Consider the following 19072-nt stretch of genomic DNA (forward strand, 5'->3'; position numbering starts at 1 on the left):
TTTAGTACGAAGCAGTGACGCCTGTCGCATTGGGGCGCAACATGACGGCAGAAAACCCTGCCGCAGGACTAATCGGTGACACTGGGGGAGCTGGAGTAGACCAGTTCAGCCTTGCCGTCGGCGAGGTGATAGAAAACGCCAATGACAGCCACGGTTCCAGCCTCGATTGCCTCACGAATGATGGCTGACTGCTCGGCGATACGGGCAGCGGTCTGGCGGGTGTGTTCAATGACCATCTCGTTGATGGTGGCATCATCGGGCAGATCGGGTGAGATGACCGAGGGCAAGATGCCTTCGACGAGATTGCGGATGAACCCTGGAGGCATGGCGCCAGAAATCAGTGAATTGCGGGTGGCGGTGACTGCACCGCAGGAGTCGTGCCCCAGCACCATAATGAGGGGAGTGTTGAGCTCAGCAGCTGAGTACTCCAAGGAGCCAAGTACCGCATCGTCCAATACCTGGCCGGCAGTACGTACCACAAATGCGTCTCCCAGACCCAGGTCAAAAATAATTTCAGCGGCAAGACGCGAATCGCCGCACCCCAGAATAGCGGCAAAGGGATGCTGGCCTCTGACTAGTTCAGCGCGCCGGGCGGCGTCCTGGCGGGGGTGAGAGCTGGTGTTGGCCACGAAGCGCTCGTTGCCTTCTACCAGTCGTTCCCATGCTTGCTGCGGTGTTGCGATCAGGCTCACAATGTTCTCTTCTCTACGAAGCAGTATTTCTAGGCTCTAAGCTAGCAAGCTGGCTCACTAGAAATAGTGTGACACGCATAACTTTATTGAATGCCGCTGGAAGGAGTGGGGGAGGCTGTAGAGGACGGTGCCTTCAAGTAAGCAGCCGTTGCTTCTGCCAAGGACTCAAATTCGGAAGTTTCTGCTTCACCCATCATGACGACTGTGGTGCCCTCCAGCTCCCCGATATAGGAGGTGGTGATTTTCTTTTTATCATCAGGGTCAACCTGGGAGCGTACCTCCCACTCGGTCCCCGCCATCTGAACCTGCGCTTCGGGCACTGCATTGCCTACCTGCTGCGCAACCCAGGTGGGGTTGGCGTCCTGAGCCTGGACCAGCTCGATGAAATGATTGCTGGGGGTCACCTGACCGCTTGACCAGAAGTTAATGCCGTCTGCAGCGCCGGTGTTCCAGCGAGCGTAGTTGTAGTGCCAGCCCTCCTGCTCGGCTGCAGCCACGTGGTAGCCAGCCTCACGGCTTGCCTCATAGGCAACCACCGGCACATCCACGGTGGGCCGGTAGGGGTTCTTGTTGGGTTGCGGCATCAGCCAGAGCACGGGGATGATGAGTAGCATCATCACCACCATCGAAATAACCATGTTTCTCGCCGGAGCGTTAATACGCCTTGCTTGTTTTTCAGTAATCTGAGGCAGCACCTGCTCACCCCCTTGCGCATCAGAGGACGCCGGAGCGTCGGCAGGCTGCGCTGAGGGCTGGAAACCGGGACTATTATTCGATGAAGTCACGCTTTCTAGTATGACCTACCAGAGCACAGAAATCGAAGACACACCTTACCGCCTTTTGTTCATGACCTACCTCACCCTCATCGGGTGTTCCGTAAATGTCCCTCAACAAAGCCTGGAAGAGAGTAGGCTGAATAGAGGTACATAGCCACACCGGGACCAGCACGCCGAGGTGCCCCGGAGCAACAACTCAAAGGTGAGAAGATGACCGAACCCTACACATCAGACCGTAACCTAGCCCTAGAACTAGTGCGTGCTACCGAAGCCGCAGCGATCGCCTCCGGCCCGCTCGTAGGTGCTGGAGACAAAAACATGGCAGACGGAGCCGCGGTAGATGCCATGCGCGCCCGCCTCAAGACGGTTCACTTCAACGGCACCGTGGTGATTGGTGAAGGCGAAAAAGACGAAGCCCCTATGCTCTTCAACGGTGAGCAGGTCGGTGATGGTAGCGGCGCTAAGTTTGACGTTGCTGTAGACCCAATCGACGGCACCCGCCTCACCGCCCTGGGCATGGATAACGCCCTCTCGGTCATCGCGGTTGCTGAAGGCGGCACCATGTTTGACCCCTCAGCCGTCTTTTACATGGAAAAACTGGTGACCGGCCCCGAAGCCGCCGATATGGTGGATCTGCGCCTACCGGTCAAACAAAACCTACACCTGGTGGCTAAAGCTAAGGGCACACACATCAACCAGCTCACGGTCTGTGTGCTCGACCGCCCACGCCACGCCAAGCTGGTTGAAGATATTCGCACCACCGGCGCTCGCACCCGCATGATTCTGGACGGCGACGTGGCTGGTGCCATCGCAGCCTGCCGCGAAGGCACCGGTGTTGATCTCATGATGGGCACCGGCGGTACCCCCGAAGGTATTGTCGCTGCCTGCGCTATCAAGGCAACCGGAGGCGTCATTCAAGGGCGCCTGGCGCCCGTAGACGATGCTGAACGCCAAAAAGCTCTCGATGCTGGTCACGACCTGGACGCCGTGCTGAATACCGATGACCTGGTGACTACCGATAACTGCTTCTTCGCAGCTACAGGTATCACCGACGGCAAACTGCTCCGCGGTGTGCGCTATGGTCGGGACACCGTCACCACCCAGTCGCTGGTTATGCGCTCGCTCTCAGGCACCGTGCGACTCATCGAAGCTGAGCATAAGCTCTCACGCTACCTCACCAGCGTAGCCGGTACCATGCCCCGCTAATGACAAAAACGCCCCAGCCATGTGGCTGGGGCGTTTTTTGTGGGTCAACCTAAGTTCTACTTGCCGACCTTGGTACGAACGGTGGCGACCGTCTTCTTGGCGGCCGGTAGCACCTTGGTCTGGACCAGCTTCTTAGCCTGAGCTACGCCCTCGCGAGCGGCTCGGATACCCTGGTAAGCGCGGTAACCCTTAGCTGATACCGGCAGGTCCCAGGTTCCGGGGAAAGCCACTGACTCGCCGCCAAAAGACTTCTTGAACTGCGTAAAACCTGCCCACTCATGGTTAGGGTCATCATTGGGAGCAATGCCGAAGAGATCCATGTATTTCAGGCCCTTCTCCTTAGCGTCCATAATGATGGTGGAGAGCAGCGGGTTACCCGCTTTGAGCTTGCGGTGCTCAAAGCTAACTGCAGTATGGGCGTAGACGCGGGTATCGTCTGAGTCGTAGCAAAGGGAGGCACCGATAGGTTCGCCGTCGACCTTAACGATAAAGAGAGTGGCGGCGTCCTCAGGCATCAAAATCTTAGCCACGTTCATCAGGTAGTCGTCCTGTTGGCGATTAAAACCAAGGCGCTCTGCAGTCTCATTGAGGTAGTGCAGAAGAATTTTGACGTCCTCAGGGTTCTGCGACTTCTCAAACGTCACACCCTTTTTATGGATATTGCGGTGCAGGTTTCGGTTAGAGGAAATCATGCCCTTCAGAAGTTCACCCTCAGAGAGTGTCAGGTCAATAATTTGGGTATGACCGGGCTGAATCTGACGGGGGGAGAGCTTGAACCCTCGCGCTGCCAAGAAAGCCTCACCGCTCTGCTGGCCCCAAATGCTGTCGTTAGTTGGCTCCACACGAATGAACCAGCACTTGTGCTCGGCAGCAACTCTCTTCATATCGGCTATGGCCGCATCAAAGGCTGCAGCGTTTTCTGCCTCAGGGCCGTAGGGAGCATAAAGGTAACGCCCTGTGGAGCCACCTTCAACGGTTGCCATGTAGTTCCAGCCTTCGCCCGAACCCCGCACTACCGTGTGCCCATTATGTTCCTGAAGTTTAGCCCAAATATCTGACTGCAGAATGTTACTCATGGCGTTCAGTCTACCGGTTAGGGCACGGAGCAGGTGCCATTGGGGGAGAGCTCACTAGCTAGTTGCGCGCGGAAGGCAACAGTTTCGACCGTTACGGTGCCCGAGACGGCGGCCCTACTAGAGCCAGCAATTTCAGAGGCAGAAGACCCACCCTGGGCAGTAGTCGCAGTGGGTGCGATGCCCTGAGCCGACTCAGAAATCATCTTTTCAACCGCTGCATGGAGCTGGTCAAAGTCAGGGTAGGTGGGGAAATCTTCGCTGAAGTAGGGTGGCCCAGCGGCGAACTGAATCAGATCGTAGTCCTTGGACTCCAGCGCCACATCACCCAGCTGGGACAAACCGCTCTGAGGAATATTGGTTTCCACCACCTGCTCACCTGCAGCCGTGATATCGGCGAACTTGGTCAGCACATTGGCAGGGTCAAGCTGCTTGAGCATAGCAGCCTGGACGCACCGCTGGCGTGCCTGACGGTCGTAATCCGAGGCGCCCTCGCGGGAACGGGCATACCAGAGAGCATGGAAACCATCTAACTTCTGCACACCTGGCTCAATGTAGCCGTCAATGGGGTTGGGCTCACCGGTGAGCTCGTTGGTACCGCCGCCAATGGGAACGTAACCTCCCACGTCAATGGTGATTCCGCCCAGGGCGTCCACCAGCTGCTCAAAACCGCTCATATCGATTAGCAGATAGTTCTCGACCGTAATCCCCAAAACCCCCGAGACCGTGTCCATAGTGGCCTCAGCGCCTGGATCCTCTGCCTGCGGGTAAAGATCGGAATAGTTAGCGGTGACATCCGGGTAAAGAGCGTTGAGGATGCACTCGTCCCCGCAGTTGAAGCCCTCTGGGTAAACAGACCAGAGAGGGGAGCCCTGCTCAAAGATAGCATTCTGCAGGTTGCGCGGCACCGAGATGGTGATGGCCTGCCCGGTTGAAGCATCAATACTGACCACCGTCATAGAATCCGGGCGGCGACCCACACGGTCTTCGCCGGCGTCCCCTCCCATCAGCAGGATGTTGTAGCGGCCATCCTGTTCTTCCAGCTCGCCGTCAGCGAAGATAGAACCGAGAGCGCCCCTACCGACCCAGGTGATGTAGGCGCCGTAGCCCAAACCACCACCGGTGACAAAAATTGCTGCAATCAGGCCAAGGGTTACCAGGGTGCGGTGCTTACCGGCCAGAAGACCTGGGCGGATAGCGCGCAGAGTATCAAGGAAGAGATACACCCAGCCTGCAGCTAGAGCCAGCAGGAGCAGCGCGAAAGCCGAGAGAAACCAGGTATTGGTAAACAGCGAAAGCACCATGGTGCGGCGCATCAGCCAAAGCCCCAGCATAAGAATAATGAGAGCCCACACCGTGAGAGTCACGGCCAGTGCCCGCTTTCCTAAGACCTTACGGCCGGTCATCAGCTGAACAGAACCGGGTAAGACCAAGGTGAGCAGCAGAAACATCCACGCCCTTTTAGACCGCAGGGCAGGTGAAGCCGCTTCTGGGTGATGCAACGGATCAGTCAGGTTGGGTTCGCCCAGATGCTGACCACGGCTACGCATCCCGCTAATCGGACGAACGGGTTGAGAATCACGCTGATCTGACACGATGGCCTCCCCTGGGCTGAACAGCACCAATATGCTCTTTGTCTAACAGAGAAAAACTCTGCCTCACCACATTAGCTAAAGAACCTGGGTGTACCACCGGCACAAGGGGGCTAAACCCTGAGAGGAGGCACACTTCACAGGTACAAGGCTATTCTCTAGGGGGCGTAGGGTGCCTTAGCATCACTTTCTGATGCATCGGGAGCTGGGCGTGCGGGGGCAGGGCGCTCGCCGGCTTCTTCAGCGGCGTCCTCGATACGTTCGGTGACTTTAGCGCGCAGGGCTGAGCCCTTGTCCATGGCAGTCTGGCGCAGTGAAGCCGCGAAGTCGATCATGTCTGAACGTACCTGGCGGGCAAAGCTGTCATCTCCGCTTCCCAAGATACGCAGAGCCAGCAGACCGGCATTGCGGGCACCGTTGATGGATACCGTAGCTACCGGCACACCGGCGGGCATTTGCACAATAGACAGCAGAGAATCCATACCCTCTAGGCTCTTGAGCTTGACCGGGACGCCAATGACAGGCAAGGGGGTCACTGAAGCCAGCATCCCGGGCAGATGTGCCGCACCTCCCGCGCCGGCAATAATGACACGGATGCCGCGTTCATGAGCTTTTTTGCCGTAGTCAATCATGTCCTCGGGCATGCGGTGGGCTGAGACCACATCAGCTTCGTAAGGAATCCCGAATTCTTCGAGCACCTGGGCTGCGGCTTCCATGACGGGCCAGTCAGAGTCAGAGCCCATGACAATGCCGACGATGGGGTTGGATGAATCGTAGGGTGAGCTCATGAGCGTCTCCTTGAGGTAGTGGCTAGGCGCCGTGGGTAAGTAGGTGAGCGGCTGCGGTTGCCTGCTGCCGCATAGTGGGCAGGTTGCTACCTGTCATGTTGATGTGACCGATTTTGCGCCCGGGCTTGGGCTCTTTGCCGTAGAAATGTACTTTGGCGGCAGGGTAGGTGCCCAGAACCTGCGGGTAGACACCGAAGATGTCCTGGTTTTCTCCACCCAAGAAATTTTTCATCAGAGCGTACTCGCCCTTGAGGGAGGTATCACCCAAAGGAAGGTTGGCAACTGCGCGCAGGTGCTGTTCAAACTGGCTGGTGACAGAGCCGTCCTGAGTCCAGTGCCCTGAATTGTGGGGGCGCATGGCAAACTCATTGACCATGAAACCGGCAGCAGAGCCGGGCACTTCAAAGAGTTCAGCTGCCATGACACCGGTAACGTCTAGCTCGGTGGCAACCTGAACAGCGGCTGCTGTGGCTGCCTTCACGAGATCGTCAGAGAGACCCGGGGCAGGGGCAATCACCTCATCACAGACCGAGTTCACTTGAATAGATTCAGCTACCGGCCATGCACGTACTTCACCGGAATCTCGGCGGGCTACCAGAGCCGACAGTTCGCGAGTAAAGGGTACCTTTTCTTCAACAAGGAGAGATGAAAAATCGGTGCGTTCGGGCAACTGATCAAACCAGGCTGCTGCCTGCTGGCGTGCCTGTTCAGCGTCATCCAGCACCAACACGCCTTTGCCGTCATAACCGCCGCGCGGTGTCTTAAGGACGACTGGCCAGCCGGTTTCTTTGCCGAAGGCCAGTAGTTCGTTGAGGGTCTTTACCTCAGCCCAGGCGGGATTGGGCAGACCCAGGCGGTCTACCGCCTTGCGCATCTCTAGCTTATCCTGGGCATGCACTAGGGCGCCGGGTCGAGGCTGAACGTTGACGCCATCATCAATGAGCCGCTGCAAGAAATCGGTGGGCACATGTTCGTGATCAAACGTCAGCACATCGACGCCGCGAGCGAACTCGCGCAGGGTATCAAAATCCCTGTAGTCGCCCACCGGGGCGTAGGGAACAGCGCGGGTAGCGCAAACATCGTCAGACTCAGCTAGAACCTGTAGTTCTAGACCGAGATCTGTTGCAGCGGGCGCCATCATGCGGGCAAGCTGCCCGCCTCCGACGACACCGATTTTGGGGCCAGTCACAGGAAAAGTCACTCTTTTAGGGTACCGGTCACATTACCGCTTGTAAAAGCATGTCCTAGGGGCTAAGACAGGTTGGCCTGTGAGCAAATACGTAACGAACTTTCGACGGCTCGCACAGGGGGCCGCTGTATATTTGACTCAATACAGCCCTAACCTGAACTAATGCGGGGTGCTGGGCCCAAGCTTTTCGGTGCTGGGCCCGCTGGGGGTCACCGAAGATAAGGAAACCATGAGCTCTTTTTCTGAGCGGCTAAAACTCATCTGGCAGTCGCACGGCCGTGAAGTCCTACAGTTTTTGTCCGTGGGCGGTGCAGCCTTCGTCATTAACTCGGCAGTGACGTGGACTCTCATGCATTCCATCTTTGAGGACGGGCACGGTAAGGCTAAAGTAGCCGCCGGTATTGTTGCTACCCTCTTTTCCTGGGTAGCTAACCGCCTGTGGACCTTTAAGGAAAAGCGCACCGGTAACAAGTGGCGTGAAGCAGTGGAATTTGCCATCGTGAACGCAATCGGTATCGGTGTTGAGTTAGGTTGCGTGCTCTTTAGTTTCTATGTTCTGCAGTTGACCAGCCCCACGGCATCCTTCATCTCGGGCACTATTATCGGCACCATTTTGGGTACCATCGTGCGCTACTTCCTCTACAAGTTCTGGGTCTTTTCCAAGAGCAAGGGCAAAACTGACTTGACCGAAGAAGAGCGCCGTGCCCAGCTCATTGCCGAGGCTACACAGATTATGACCGGACGCATCCCACAGGTTAAGGCTCAGCAGATTAAGCGCCCTGAGAGCAATGGCTCCATCAGGGTTGATCGCTAGCCTAAATATTCTGGAGCTGCGGCCCTTTCATCGGACATAATGCGATTCTTGCGCTCACCGGTCCACTCTTCTTGCGGGTCAAGAATCAGCACGCTGTAACCAGCCATGAGCGCTCCCAGTACATCAACGGTGGCATCGAGGCTGAGCTTAGAAGTTTCAAGGAGCAGCGAGTGCGTATCTGCTGCAGTGAACTGCGATAGTTGCGCCGCCCGGGCTGCTACCCGCTGCATGAGTTCGCGGTAGGTCAGTCCCTCGAATGCCGCATCGCTCTCGTTGGGCAAAGAAAAACCGCTATAGGCATCAGAGTGAGAACGCACCTCAGCGCAGTAATCAGTGGTATTTGCCGGCACCTGCCCCATAAATCTCATAGAAAGGGGGCCGCGGTCGACCAGCACAGGGTATTCAGCCGCTGATTGTTCTATCTCAGCCGGTGAGAAAGCCGCGTGTACCTGTGAACCTTCGCCAGCACCCTCAAAAGTGAGTCTCGCCCCCACCCTTAGGCCCGCTAAAAGCAACACGAAGCTGCGCCAGTGCACCTGCGGGGTCAGCGTATATTGCTGTGCGGCGTCCAGCTCACATTCATCAACCATGAAATTTGCTGACTTGCTGACCCAGTTATCTAACACGCGCCCTGAGAGCTCGATACGCTCACCAGGCGCTGAGTACCACAGCAGGGCTGGGCTTTGACGCCGGGCTAAAGATGAGATGAAGGCGGTAAAAGTGGGAGCGGAATCTAAAGTCATACTCCCTACTGTAGTAGGGCATCCGATGAGGGCCATAGAGCAGGGGGCCTGCCTGAAAGATAGCGGTTTGCATATACCATAGTGAAACGCAAATCTGAGTGAGAAGTCCGGTCAGAAACACATAATTTTTAATCTCAGCTTGACGAAAGGGGCATTACACACGTGTAATTAGGTGCAGGGAATTTTTTACGAACAGATTTCACGGTGCCTTATCAGCCCCCTTCGGGGAAGAAAAAGACGATGTAGGCCAGGCTGTTCGGGAAGGCCAGAGCGGCAGTCCGGCGCCCAGTCGCCGGTTTTATATCTACCGCGCATTCAGTCCTGACCGGGATATGAAAGGGAAGACAATGGGCTCTTACAGTCACCAGCCTCACGGCGATGCCGGTGGGCGCACTGCAGGGGCCCAGCACCACAATATGCACTCCGCCCAGTACCTTGAACACCAAGCAAGCAACTTTCTTGCCCCCGTTGCCGAACGGGAGCCAGCCCGCGCATCCCAGATGGGTTCTGCAGGATCCCACGAGGCTGTGGCCAGCGACGCTGATAACCTGTCACTCTGGCAGCAGGCAGCCGGTATCTACAGCACAGACGGGGACGAAGGCGAGCTGTCCTGGCAAGCTGATGCCCTGTGCGCACAGACTGATCCTGAGGCTTTTTTCCCCGAAAAAGGCGGATCGACCAGGGACGCCAAGCGCGTGTGCAGTGAATGCCCCGTACGTGAGGCCTGCCTAGAATACGCCATGGAAAATGACGAACGCTTCGGCATCTGGGGCGGTCTTTCAGAGCGCGAGCGCCGCCGCCTGCGCAAACAGGCAATCTAAGAAAGAAGGGCTTGTCGTATGGCAACCACTCGCCAGTGCTCGCGCCAGACCTGCCAGCGTGAAGCTATCTTCACGCTCACCTACGCATATTCCAATTCAACGGCTGTCATTGGCCCTCTCTCGGTGCACCGTGAACCGCATGCCTACGACCTGTGTGAATTTCATGCGGATCGTCTGACTGCTCCCCAGGGCTGGGACGTTGTTCGCGTAGCTTCCCCGGTGAGTGCTACACCTGAGCAAGAAGCTCAAACCCAGGCGTCCTACCCGCCGCTTCGCGGGCTATGAATCATCATCTTGCTGTGGCAGTGGGCCCTTCGTGTAAGCGGAGGGCCAACTTGCTCAATATGACACCGTCACCCAGTGTTTGCTTGACCTTAATCACAGGTATGTGACGTAGTCAGGTCACGTAACCCGCCCTCTAGCTATGTCTTTGGTAGCGCACATCAGATAAAATTTGACGAGCACACCAACACACTCGCATCCCCCCATTACCTTTAAGGAAGTACGTTTTAGTGGAACACCCTCACCCCGGTTTATCTCGCGATGCCTGGACCAGGCGGTCCTTTGTCACCGTTGGCGCCTTGGGTACCGTTACCCTGGCTGCCTGTTCGACATCCTCTGAGAATGCAGCTGAGAGCGAGGCTTCACCCAGCACCACCTCTGCCACCCCTTCACCGACCCCTGATAAGGAGTTTGCCGGCACGGTAGAGGTCTACCCGGCTTTGGGTGAGGTAGAAATCAACCCCGTCGAGAAGGTGACTGTAACCAGCCCTGACTCAACCCTGACTGACGTCACCGTCACCACCCCTGAGGGTGCTGAGCTAGCTGGTGAACTGTCAGAAGACGGGAGCACCTGGAGCTCTACCGACGACATGCTTTTCCACAGCGACTACACCGTGAGTTGGCAAGCAACGGATGCTGAAGGAACGGCGGGTGAAGGTGAAAGCACCTTCTCAACCGTCACCGCTCCCTACGAAGCAGATGTGATTGTCAACGTTACCGATGGCAGCACCTACGGCATTGGGCGAATTCTTCAGTTCAACTTCTCTGAACCCGTGCTCAACAAGGCCGAGGTAGAAAAGCGAATTAAGATTACTGGCGGTGGCGACCAGGAAGGTAAGTTCCGCTGGTATAACGATTACATGGCACGTTACCGCCCCGCTGATAAGTGGGCTACCAACTCAACCATCAACGTTAACATCGATTTGTTTGGGCTGGATATCGGCAACGGCATGATTGGTAATCACAACACTGCCCTGAGTTTCAACACCTGGAATAAGCGTTACGCACTAGCAGATAATCTCACCAAGACCATCAAGATTTACGTTGATGATGTTCTGGTGCGGGAGAACCCCATCACCCTGGGTAATGCTGAGTGGCCCTCGGTGGTAGGTGAGCTGCCCATCATGGAGAAGGCTGAAAGCTACTACTTCAACCCTACTTCTCTTGATCTTGAAGAGGGTGATGAACACTACTACGAGCCCTTCTGGGCCTCCTGGACGGCGCGACTGACCAGCGGCGGTGTCTTTGTGCACCAGGCACTACCCACCGCCTGGTCTTCTGTCGGCCTCTACAATGTGTCACACGGCTGTATCGGCATGCTGCCTGAAGATGCCAAGTTCTTCTACAACACCTTCGATGTAGGCGACATCGTGGAGACCGTGAACACCGGCTACCCCCAGGCTGACCCGGATGACGGCTACGGCGACTGGAACATTCCCTTTGAGCACTACAGCGACTCAAGCTGGGTAGGTAACTGGTAGACCAGCCCTTTAGAGAAGCTCCCGCCCCTCTTATCGGCGGGAGCTTTTCTGTGCCCGGCTGCATACAGTACAGTGAAGCAAGCACACATCAATCACAGGGGAGCGTCATGACCCAGGGACCAGACCAGAACCAGAAGCCAGCACGAGAATGGGGCAAACTCTCGCCCGCCATTTCCTCACCCACAGCGGACTCACTACTGTCTGCTCGCCGTAAGGAAAGCGGAGTGCCCACAGAGGCACCAGCGCCGGGCACGGAAACTCCCTGGACATCGTCCATGCCCGCGGTGGCAAGTCACCGGGCAGACGCCCTAGAAGAGCACGGGCAACCCGCTCAGCAAGAAAAAACCTCAGCGGCTCTGCCGGCTGAAGCCTCAACCACTGAAGCCCCGACCGCTGGGGGCCCTGCCCCTCAGCCCCTAGCAGCCCCCATCGCTGCTACCGAAGAAGCCAGTGTGCGGGCTGAAGCTCGAGAGACTGCCGTAGAAGATCGCCCACGCTGGCTAGCGGCTCGTACCGCACTCATCGCCCTGGCTGTTCCCCTGCTGACCCTCCTAGCAGCTGTACGGCTGGTCGCCACTCACGGCTTCCTCTGGGCCGAGTACCACCGCCCAGGGTTCCCCGCTGATAGCTACGGCTTTGACACCCAAGAGCGTCTGCGCTTGGGCTCCTACGGCCTGGACTACATCCTCAACTTTGCCCCCCACACCTATCTCTCTGAGATTGAAACCGGGGGAGCTACCGCCTTTTTAGCCTCCGAGGTAGAGCACATGACTGACGTAAAACGGGTCATGCTGATAGCACTCACCGCAGGAGCCCTGCTCTTTATCGCCGCTCTATTTGCCAGCCGATCACTGCGCACCCGCGCACCCGGTGCCATCCGAAAGAGCCTTTTCATCGGCTCCTGGCTCACCCTGGGCGTACTTATTGCACTGCTGGTCATCGGGCTCTTGGGTTGGGAACCCCTCTTCACAGCCTTCCACCAGCTCTTCTTCCCCCAGGGCAACTGGCAGTTCCGTATGTCAGATACACTCATTCGTCTGTACCCACCCCAGTTCTGGGTGGACACTGCGCTCGCCATCGCCGGGCTTACCCTGCTCTTCAGCCTGGTGCTCATGATTCTGACCTGGCCCACCAAAGCCCGTAAGCAGCTGGCTTTGGCCCGCCGCGCGCAGCGTCAGGAACTCCAGAGGAAGCTCAGCCAGTAGGGCGGGAGTAACTAGAACCTATAAGTGCCTGTGAGGGACCATCCCAGCTGGGATGGTCCCTCACAGGCACTATTACATAAAAGCGCTGCCCTAGATCCAGGCGCCGAACCACATGCGCTGGCGCCACTGATCATAGGGAACCACCTCAGCGGTCCAAATGGGCCAGAAGTAAATCGAAACGAGGAGCGCGAAGACGGTAAAGAGCCCCACCGTCAGCAGGCCCAGCCGTTTGCGCCGCACACTGTCACCAGGGCGCCCTAATGCTAGCCCCAGCACCCCTGCCAGCATCAGAATAAGGTAGGGCTCAAAGGAGAGTGCGTAGAAGAAGAACATGGTGCGCTCTGGGTAGGCAAACCAGGGTAGGTAGCCCACCGCGAAGACCGCCAGGAGGGCACCGAAACGCCAGTCTCTACGCCACAGCAGAATCAGCAGCGAAAACGCTGAAACGATGATGAAGGACCACCAGATCAGCGGGTTGCCAATGTTCAGTATCGCCTGAGAACAGGATTCGACGGTGCAAGCACCCTCACCCATGCTGGAGGATTCGTAATAGTAGCTGGTGGGGCGCCCCAGAATTAACCACTCTGGTGCTGAGGACTGGTAAGTGTGAGGTGAACTGAGACCCGCGTGGAAGCTGTAGGCAGAGCGGTGATACTCCCAGAGGGATCGTAACGGGGCAGGGAGCCAGAGCAACCCCTCCCCCGGGTGCTCTGCCGCCCAGTTACGGTGATAGGCGGTGGAAGAGAGGAACCAGCCGCTCCAGCTGGCTAGGTAGGTCAGTAGACCTGTACCAATAAGAGCAAAGAACGCCAGCACACCGTCCCGCAGGAAACCCGACATGTACCAGTGCCGCACACCCGCTATACGGCGAGCGTTAGCGTCCCAAAAGACGGTGAGCAAACCAAAAATCGCGATGAAAAAGAGGGCATTCCACTTTACGCCTACCGCCAGACCGGCGCAAACGCCGGCAACCAGGCGCCAGTAGCGCACCCCCAGAGTGGGGCCAAAACGCATGAAAGAGTCAGTGGGCGCTCCACCGTTGGACGCCGCGTGGGCTGCAATCCGGCGTGCCAGCGCCCGGCGCCCCTGATAGCGGTCAAGGAGCAAGGCCACGAAGCAGGCGAGAAGCCAGAACATCAAGAAAATATCGAGCAGGGCAAAACGCGACTGTACAAAGTGCAGACCATCAATACTCAGCAGCAAGCCAGCCAGAGTTGCCACGGTAACAGACCTAAACAGTAACCAGCCCGCAAGCATCACTAGACCGATGGAAAGCGTACCGGTGAGGGCTGCAGCAAATCGCCAGCCGAAGGGGTTATCGTCGCCAAAGAGTAGCATCCCCAAGGCAATCATCCACTTGCCGACCGGTGGGTGCACCACATACTCAGCTGAATCCTGAAGGCCCGACGGCGCACCGGCAACGAAGGAGTCATTAGCTCCCTCAGCCCAGTTACGCTCATATCCGAAATGCAACAGCGAGTACCCGTCTTTGGCGTAGTAAGTTTCATCGAAAACAATAGCGTTGGGGTCAGCCAGATTCACCAACCTCATCAACCCGGCAAGAAACAGAACCAGGGCAGGCGCCACCCAACCCCAGGAGGGCAGCGAAATATACTGCACCGCCAAACGCGCTCGCAGAGCTTTTTCTGTAAAAGCGTCGGTGAGCGTCATAACGGCGGCTGGCCGGGCACTATCATTGGTTTTCACCCGTCCTATGCTAGTTGATAGCGGACTGTTTCTGTGGGCAGACCTGCCCCGTCGTTGGCCTTACCAGCAGATGGAGCGGTGATATTGCACCCCTTTCTGACGCACCCCTGTTGGGCTTTGACCTACCCCTAGTAGGATAGGGCACGTTGAAAATTGCTCCCTAGGAAAGCAGATAATGAGTCAGCCCATCACCGAAGCAACTGCCACCAAACCTACCGCTACAAAGGACACAGCCCCCTCCCAGATTGCTCTGAACCTGGTGCGCGGTGCCCTCATCGGAACGGTAGAAACCGTTCCGGGTGTTTCCGGCGGCACCGTGGCGCTGGTCGTGGGTGTGTACGAGCGCCTGATCGGCGCGGCGTCCTCACTGATGAGCGGGGTCAAAGAAGTAGCGGTGGGCACCGTGCGCAAGGACTCTGCCCAGCGCAGCGCCGGTTTTCAGCGGATCAAAAATCTTCCCTGGGCACTGCTGCTCGCTATCTTCTTAGGTATGGGCGTAGCCGTTGTTTCGATGGCACACATGATGAGCTATCTGGTTGAGGATCAGCCGGTGCTGACCAGTGCCGCTTTCTTTGGCATGGTGCTGGCCTCTCTCTACGTCCCTTATAACTTGGCGGGTAAGTGGAGGGGCAAGGATTGGCTCTACGCTCTGGTCGCAGCAGTCATCATGTACTTTATTGTCTCTATGCCTCCCGCAGGCGATATGTCTAACCCGCCCTGGTTCCTCATCATGGGTGCAGCTGCGGTCGCTATTGCAGCGCTGGTCCTTCCGGGTCTGTCCGGCTCCTTCCTGCTTCTGAGTTTTGGTCTTTATCACAGCACCATGAGCGCCATCAGTACCTTTGATCTCACCTACATCACCCTTTTTGGGTTGGGCGCGGTTCTGGGTCTTGCCACCGTGGTAAAGGGCCTTGAATGGGTGCTAGAACATCACCACCACATCACCCTGGTCGTTCTGACCGGTGTTATGTTGGGTGCCCTTCGAGCCCTCTGGCCCTGGAAAACTGACACCAACGATTTGCTGGCAGTGGGCGATCAGGCCGGTGCTGCGCTCATCTGGTGCCTGGTGGGTTTTGCGCTGGTGGCTCTGGTCATTCTTGCAGATAAGATCTTCAACAAACCCAAGGTAGTGCACCAGGAAACAATCTAGGCTCTCCTACTTTCTGCTCCAGCCCGGTGCACCCTCTAGGGGTACACCGGGCGGTGTAGTCTTAAAACCATGAGTGAGCAGCAGAATACAGGCAACCCCCAGACCATCGCAGAACCCGGCAAGGGCGCGCTGGTGCTTGGTGGTACCCCCATCGGTAACCTGCAGGACGCCTCCCCGCGCCTGCGTCATGCGATGGCTACTGCCGATGTTATTGCGGTAGAAGACACCCGCACCCTGCGACGCCTGGCGTCGGGGCTTGATGTGCAGACCCGCGGGCGAGTTCTGGTGAACCACGACCACAATGAGGCTGCACGAGCCTCCCAGATCGTTGATGCTGTTGCAGCGGGGCAAACAGTTCTGCTGATGTCTGACGCCGGTATGCCCGCGGTCTCTGACCCCGGCTATGTAGCTGCTGCCGCTGTAGCTGATGCCGGGCTCCCCGTTACTGCTGTACCCGGCCCATCGGCTGTTGTCACGGCGCTGGCGGTCTCTGGTCTACCCAGTGGGCGTTTTACCTTTGAGGGCTTTTTGGCACGTAAGGGTTCTGACCGCAGCAGAAGGCTCGCAGCGCTGGCTACAGAAGAGCGCACCATGGTGTTCTACGAGTCGCCCCACCGCCTGGCTGCCACGTTAGCTGATTTCGCCCAGACCTTTGGTGCCCAACGCCGAGCAGCGGTCTGCCGTGAGCTCACCAAACTTCACGAGGAGGTTGCCCGCGGCCCCCTGGCCGAACTGGTTGAGTGGAGCGAATCCAAGCAAATGCGCGGCGAAATTGCCATCGTGGTGGAGGGCGCCGAACCACCTACTGCTCAAGATGCCGAAAGCCTGACGGACCTCGTCCTTGAACTGGTGGACGGCGGGGTGCGGCTCAAAGACGCCTGCGCCCAGGTGGCAGCGGCTCAGGGAGTCTCTAAACGGGATCTCTACGAGGCAACGCTGGCTACCCGAGCTAACCAATAACCTGTAATTCCATATGAGGCGGGGGACAGCTGGGGCATCATGACCGTAACCCTCACCTGCCACCGTGGAACGGAAGAGAAACTTATGTGCACCAACCACCACACCATGACAGCTGAAGATCTAGCAGAACTAGCAGCGCGCTTTGCCAGTACCCTTCCATCTCAGGATGAGCTGACGGCGTCCATCTTTGAAACCCCGTTGCCTGTCTCAGAAGGGCAGGTTCCTCCCGCATATGAGCCTGAGCGCTACGCTCTAGCCGATGAAGAAAGTGGAGAGGGCACGCGCCGCAGGTCGGAGCAGGGGCAGGATGGGAGGCGCCGAAACCTTGCATTCCCACCGGCACCCGCACCGCTGCCCTATGCGATTGTCGATAACCACACCCATATGGACTTGCTGGACGGCGAGGTTGCGGTTACCGCCCGGGATGCCCTAGATACCGGTGAAGCTCTGGGGATTGGGGCAATTGTGCAGGTGGGCTGCGATGTTCCCAGCTCCCTTTATGCGGTTAAAGCTGCTCACGCTGATGCGCGCGCGCTGGCAGCTGTTGCTCTGCACCCCAATGAGGCGCCCAAGCTTGAAGAAGCTGGTCAGCTAGACGCTGCGCTTGACGTGATTGAAACGCTGGCGCAGGACGAGCGGGTGTGCGCGATTGGTGAGACCGGTCTAGACTACTTCCGCACCGGTGAAGAGGGGGTGGAGGCTCAGCAGCGCTCCTTCCGGGAGCATATCCGTATCGCCAAAACCTACGGCAAGGCTCTGCAGATTCACGATAGGGACGCTCATGAGGACGTGGTGCGTATTCTGAGGGAGGAAGGTGCCCCTGAGACCGTTATTTTCCACTGCTATTCGGGGGACCCTGACCTCGCTGAGATTTGTAATGCTCAGGGCTGGTACATGAGCTTTGCGGGTACGGTGACTTTCAAGAATTCTCAGGGAATTCAAGAGTCATTGAAAATCGCCCGCCGTGACCTGATCCTGGCTGAGACCGATGCGCCTTTCTTGACTCCTCACCCCTTCCGCGGGCGTCCTAACGCTTCTTACATGACCAACTACACCGTGCGTTTTATGGCGCAGTATCTCGATGCTGATCTTGAGGAACTCTGCCGGGATATCCGTGCTAACTCTCTGACTGCCTACGGTAGCTGGGGTGTTGAGGGCTTCTGAAGCGCAGGAACCGCTAGATAAGCAACGGCCCAGGCCACGGGGAGGGCGTGCATGAGGCCAAGGGCGAGTGGCCATTCACCGGTACCCCAGTTGTGGCCACCAAACCAGATGGCGAAGGGCAAAGCAAAAATAAGGGCACCGCTGGCTGCCAGGTAGAGGTAGGTTCGGTCAGATGACCGCCAGCCGTAAACGGCAGCAAAGAGCACAAGGGTGACCAGCCAGACCCAGTGATGGGTCCACGAAATGGGGGAGAGCAGAAGCCCTAGCACCGCCACAGTGCTCACAGCACCTACTGTCTGGCCGTGAGCATGTAGTTTCTGGCAGGCTAGGTAGGTAAGCACCAGTACCGCCAGGGCGGACGCCGCGAAGAGAGCAGTTGCTACCGGAGCGGGGAGAATCATGGACCAGCTACCTAGCAGGTTGTAGTTCAGCGCTCCCGTGATACTGCCGACCCTGTCGGACTCAAAGATTTTCTCGGTGAAGAATTCGAGGGCATGGTGGGGCATAACGGCGAAACTTAGCGCGATGCCTGCCAGCCCGGTGCCGATAAAGCGCGCCAGAGACTTCCAATCCTTCGTTGCTAGGAAGTACAGAGCGAAAATTGCGGGGGTTAGCTTAATGCTGGCGGCTAGTGCCATAAGTACGCCGTGCCAGCGGGTGTCGCGCAGATAAATTGCGTCAGTGAGAATGAGCAGCACCAAAAAGAGATTGATTTGCCCCAGTTCCATATTGAAGCTGATCGGGAAAAATTTGAGAAAAAGCGGTGTTAGCCAGAGCCCGCTAGCCAGCGCCACCCGCGGGCTGACGTCCAGCCCGCGCAGGGTGAGGTAACTGACCAGCACCAGGGAAGCGACGTTGAGAACCAGGAAGGCTGGACCAGCAGCCTGAGCGTTAGTGAGCAAGACAAAGGGCGCAAAAACCAGTGCTGCCAGCGGTGGATAGGTGAAACCGTAAATTTCTTCTGGGGGTAGTGCCCAGTTGTAAAGGTTACCGGTGGTCAGCCAGCTCTTGAGCGCACCGTAGTAGACGTTCAGGTCAAAGAAAACCCGGGGCTCCATCTTTTCGTTCCATAAGAAGGGGTAGAGGCTGATTACGGTCAGCAGCAGCCCCGTCACTATTGCTATGTTGCTGGTCAACCCAGAGGTGAGGGCGGCATAGGGCGAACCTGGGTGCTGCGGTGAGGTGGTCTGTGAGGGTGATACTGCGGGGCGAGGGCGCATGACCGTCCTGGTAGTGGATGGGGTAGTACAAGAGAAGAGTCTACCGGGCGGGCCAATCCTGCTTAGGTGCTCACCTGCTGGTGGCTTGGTCACTATGAGGCTAGGTGCCTCTTTGAGCCAGCTGGCATATAGACTGGTGGGGTGACTGAAGAACCTGCATCCACCACTCAAGACCTGCTCGGCCCCCAAGAAATCCGCGAACTCGCCGA

The 19072-nt window shown here is 57.5% G+C and carries 18 protein-coding genes; 9 read left to right on the forward strand and 9 right to left on the reverse strand.

The window, feature by feature from the left end:
- Nucleotides 1-68 precede the first annotated feature (68 nt).
- Together L6990_RS09495 and L6990_RS09500 are read right to left on the reverse strand one after the other, a co-directional pair.
- A complete protein-coding gene (locus L6990_RS09495) occupies nucleotides 69-692 on the reverse strand; it encodes a carbonic anhydrase (protein ID WP_237203883.1) in 624 nt (207 codons plus the stop codon).
- A gap of 83 nt (nucleotides 693-775) precedes the next feature.
- The gene (locus L6990_RS09500; protein ID WP_237203884.1) at nucleotides 776-1477 is read right to left on the reverse strand and encodes a DUF4245 domain-containing protein; all 702 of its coding nucleotides are present in this window, start codon (nucleotides 1475-1477) and stop codon (nucleotides 776-778) included.
- Between the two features lie 201 nt (nucleotides 1478-1678).
- Between L6990_RS09500 and glpX the strand changes: the two genes are divergently transcribed.
- Nucleotides 1679-2674: a class II fructose-bisphosphatase gene (gene glpX / locus L6990_RS09505; RefSeq protein WP_237203885.1), complete on the forward strand. Its 996-nt coding sequence runs from the start codon at nucleotides 1679-1681 to the stop codon at nucleotides 2672-2674.
- A 56-nt stretch (nucleotides 2675-2730) separates the two neighbouring features.
- On the opposite strand, the gene L6990_RS09510 is transcribed toward glpX, so the two are convergent.
- From L6990_RS09510 to L6990_RS09525, 4 genes are all read right to left on the reverse strand, one after another.
- Entirely contained in the window at nucleotides 2731-3750 is a 1020-nt protein-coding gene (locus L6990_RS09510; RefSeq protein ID WP_237203886.1) for a lipid II:glycine glycyltransferase FemX, read from the reverse strand.
- A gap of 17 nt (nucleotides 3751-3767) precedes the next feature.
- Nucleotides 3768-5342 carry an LCP family protein gene (locus L6990_RS09515; protein WP_237203887.1) on the reverse strand — a complete coding sequence of 525 codons (1575 nt, stop codon included), beginning with the start codon at nucleotides 5340-5342 and terminating at the stop codon, nucleotides 3768-3770.
- A 155-nt stretch (nucleotides 5343-5497) separates the two neighbouring features.
- Nucleotides 5498-6127 carry a 5-(carboxyamino)imidazole ribonucleotide mutase gene (gene purE, locus L6990_RS09520; RefSeq protein WP_237203888.1) on the reverse strand — a complete coding sequence of 210 codons (630 nt, stop codon included), beginning with the start codon at nucleotides 6125-6127 and terminating at the stop codon, nucleotides 5498-5500.
- Nucleotides 6128-6149: 22 nt separating this feature from the next.
- Nucleotides 6150-7268, reverse strand: a complete 1119-nt coding sequence (locus L6990_RS09525; protein WP_440480499.1) for a 5-(carboxyamino)imidazole ribonucleotide synthase — start codon at nucleotides 7266-7268, stop codon at nucleotides 6150-6152.
- A 277-nt stretch (nucleotides 7269-7545) separates the two neighbouring features.
- Here L6990_RS09525 and L6990_RS09530 point away from each other — a divergent pair, with 277 nt between their 5' ends.
- Nucleotides 7546-8130, forward strand: coding sequence for a GtrA family protein (locus L6990_RS09530; RefSeq protein ID WP_237203890.1), 585 nt, complete (start codon nucleotides 7546-7548; stop codon nucleotides 8128-8130).
- On the opposite strand, the gene L6990_RS09535 is transcribed toward L6990_RS09530, so the two are convergent.
- Nucleotides 8127-8873 (reverse strand): TIGR03089 family protein, encoded by a 747-nt coding sequence (locus tag L6990_RS09535; RefSeq protein WP_237203891.1) that lies wholly within the window; start codon nucleotides 8871-8873, stop codon nucleotides 8127-8129. The genes L6990_RS09530 and L6990_RS09535 overlap by 4 nt on opposite strands.
- Nucleotides 8874-9220: 347 nt before the next feature.
- On the opposite strand from L6990_RS09535, the gene L6990_RS11935 reads away from it, so the two are divergent.
- The 4 genes from L6990_RS11935 to L6990_RS09555 all read left to right on the forward strand — a co-directional run bounded on the left by L6990_RS11935 (nucleotide 9221) and on the right by L6990_RS09555 (nucleotide 12662).
- A complete protein-coding gene (locus tag L6990_RS11935; protein WP_272879282.1) occupies nucleotides 9221-9694 on the forward strand; it encodes a WhiB family transcriptional regulator in 474 nt (157 codons plus the stop codon).
- 18 nt (nucleotides 9695-9712) lie between these two features.
- Complete coding sequence (locus L6990_RS09545) at nucleotides 9713-9979, forward strand: DUF3499 family protein (RefSeq protein ID WP_237203892.1); 267 nt, start codon at nucleotides 9713-9715, stop codon at nucleotides 9977-9979.
- Between the two features lie 227 nt (nucleotides 9980-10206).
- Nucleotides 10207-11457 carry a L,D-transpeptidase gene (locus L6990_RS09550; RefSeq protein ID WP_237203893.1) on the forward strand — a complete coding sequence of 417 codons (1251 nt, stop codon included), beginning with the start codon at nucleotides 10207-10209 and terminating at the stop codon, nucleotides 11455-11457.
- 107 nt (nucleotides 11458-11564) lie between these two features.
- On the forward strand, nucleotides 11565-12662 hold the full coding sequence (locus L6990_RS09555; RefSeq protein ID WP_237203894.1) for a TIGR01906 family membrane protein: 1098 nt from the start codon (nucleotides 11565-11567) through the stop codon (nucleotides 12660-12662).
- A 90-nt stretch (nucleotides 12663-12752) separates the two neighbouring features.
- Here L6990_RS09555 and L6990_RS09560 read toward each other — a convergent pair whose 3' ends face one another.
- Entirely contained in the window at nucleotides 12753-14369 is a 1617-nt protein-coding gene (locus L6990_RS09560) for a dolichyl-phosphate-mannose--protein mannosyltransferase (RefSeq protein ID WP_237203895.1), read from the reverse strand.
- Nucleotides 14370-14544: 175 nt separating this feature from the next.
- On the opposite strand from L6990_RS09560, the gene L6990_RS09565 reads away from it, so the two are divergent.
- From L6990_RS09565 to L6990_RS09575, 3 genes are all read left to right on the forward strand, one after another.
- Nucleotides 14545-15519 carry a DUF368 domain-containing protein gene (locus L6990_RS09565; protein ID WP_237203896.1) on the forward strand — a complete coding sequence of 325 codons (975 nt, stop codon included), beginning with the start codon at nucleotides 14545-14547 and terminating at the stop codon, nucleotides 15517-15519.
- A 69-nt stretch (nucleotides 15520-15588) separates the two neighbouring features.
- Nucleotides 15589-16479, forward strand: a complete 891-nt coding sequence (rsmI, locus tag L6990_RS09570) for a 16S rRNA (cytidine(1402)-2'-O)-methyltransferase (RefSeq protein ID WP_237203897.1) — start codon at nucleotides 15589-15591, stop codon at nucleotides 16477-16479.
- Nucleotides 16480-16563: 84 nt separating this feature from the next.
- Nucleotides 16564-17643 carry a TatD family hydrolase gene (locus L6990_RS09575; RefSeq protein ID WP_440480500.1) on the forward strand — a complete coding sequence of 360 codons (1080 nt, stop codon included), beginning with the start codon at nucleotides 16564-16566 and terminating at the stop codon, nucleotides 17641-17643.
- Here the strand turns inward: L6990_RS09575 and L6990_RS09580 are convergent.
- The gene (locus L6990_RS09580; protein WP_237203899.1) at nucleotides 17613-18863 is read right to left on the reverse strand and encodes a glycosyltransferase 87 family protein; all 1251 of its coding nucleotides are present in this window, start codon (nucleotides 18861-18863) and stop codon (nucleotides 17613-17615) included. The two genes, L6990_RS09575 and L6990_RS09580, sit on opposite strands and share 31 nt — an antisense overlap.
- Nucleotides 18864-19072 lie beyond the last annotated feature (209 nt).

It is taken from the genome of Rothia endophytica, assembly GCF_928381505.1.
Taxonomy (GTDB): Bacteria; Actinomycetota; Actinomycetes; order Actinomycetales; family Micrococcaceae; genus Rothia; species Rothia endophytica_A.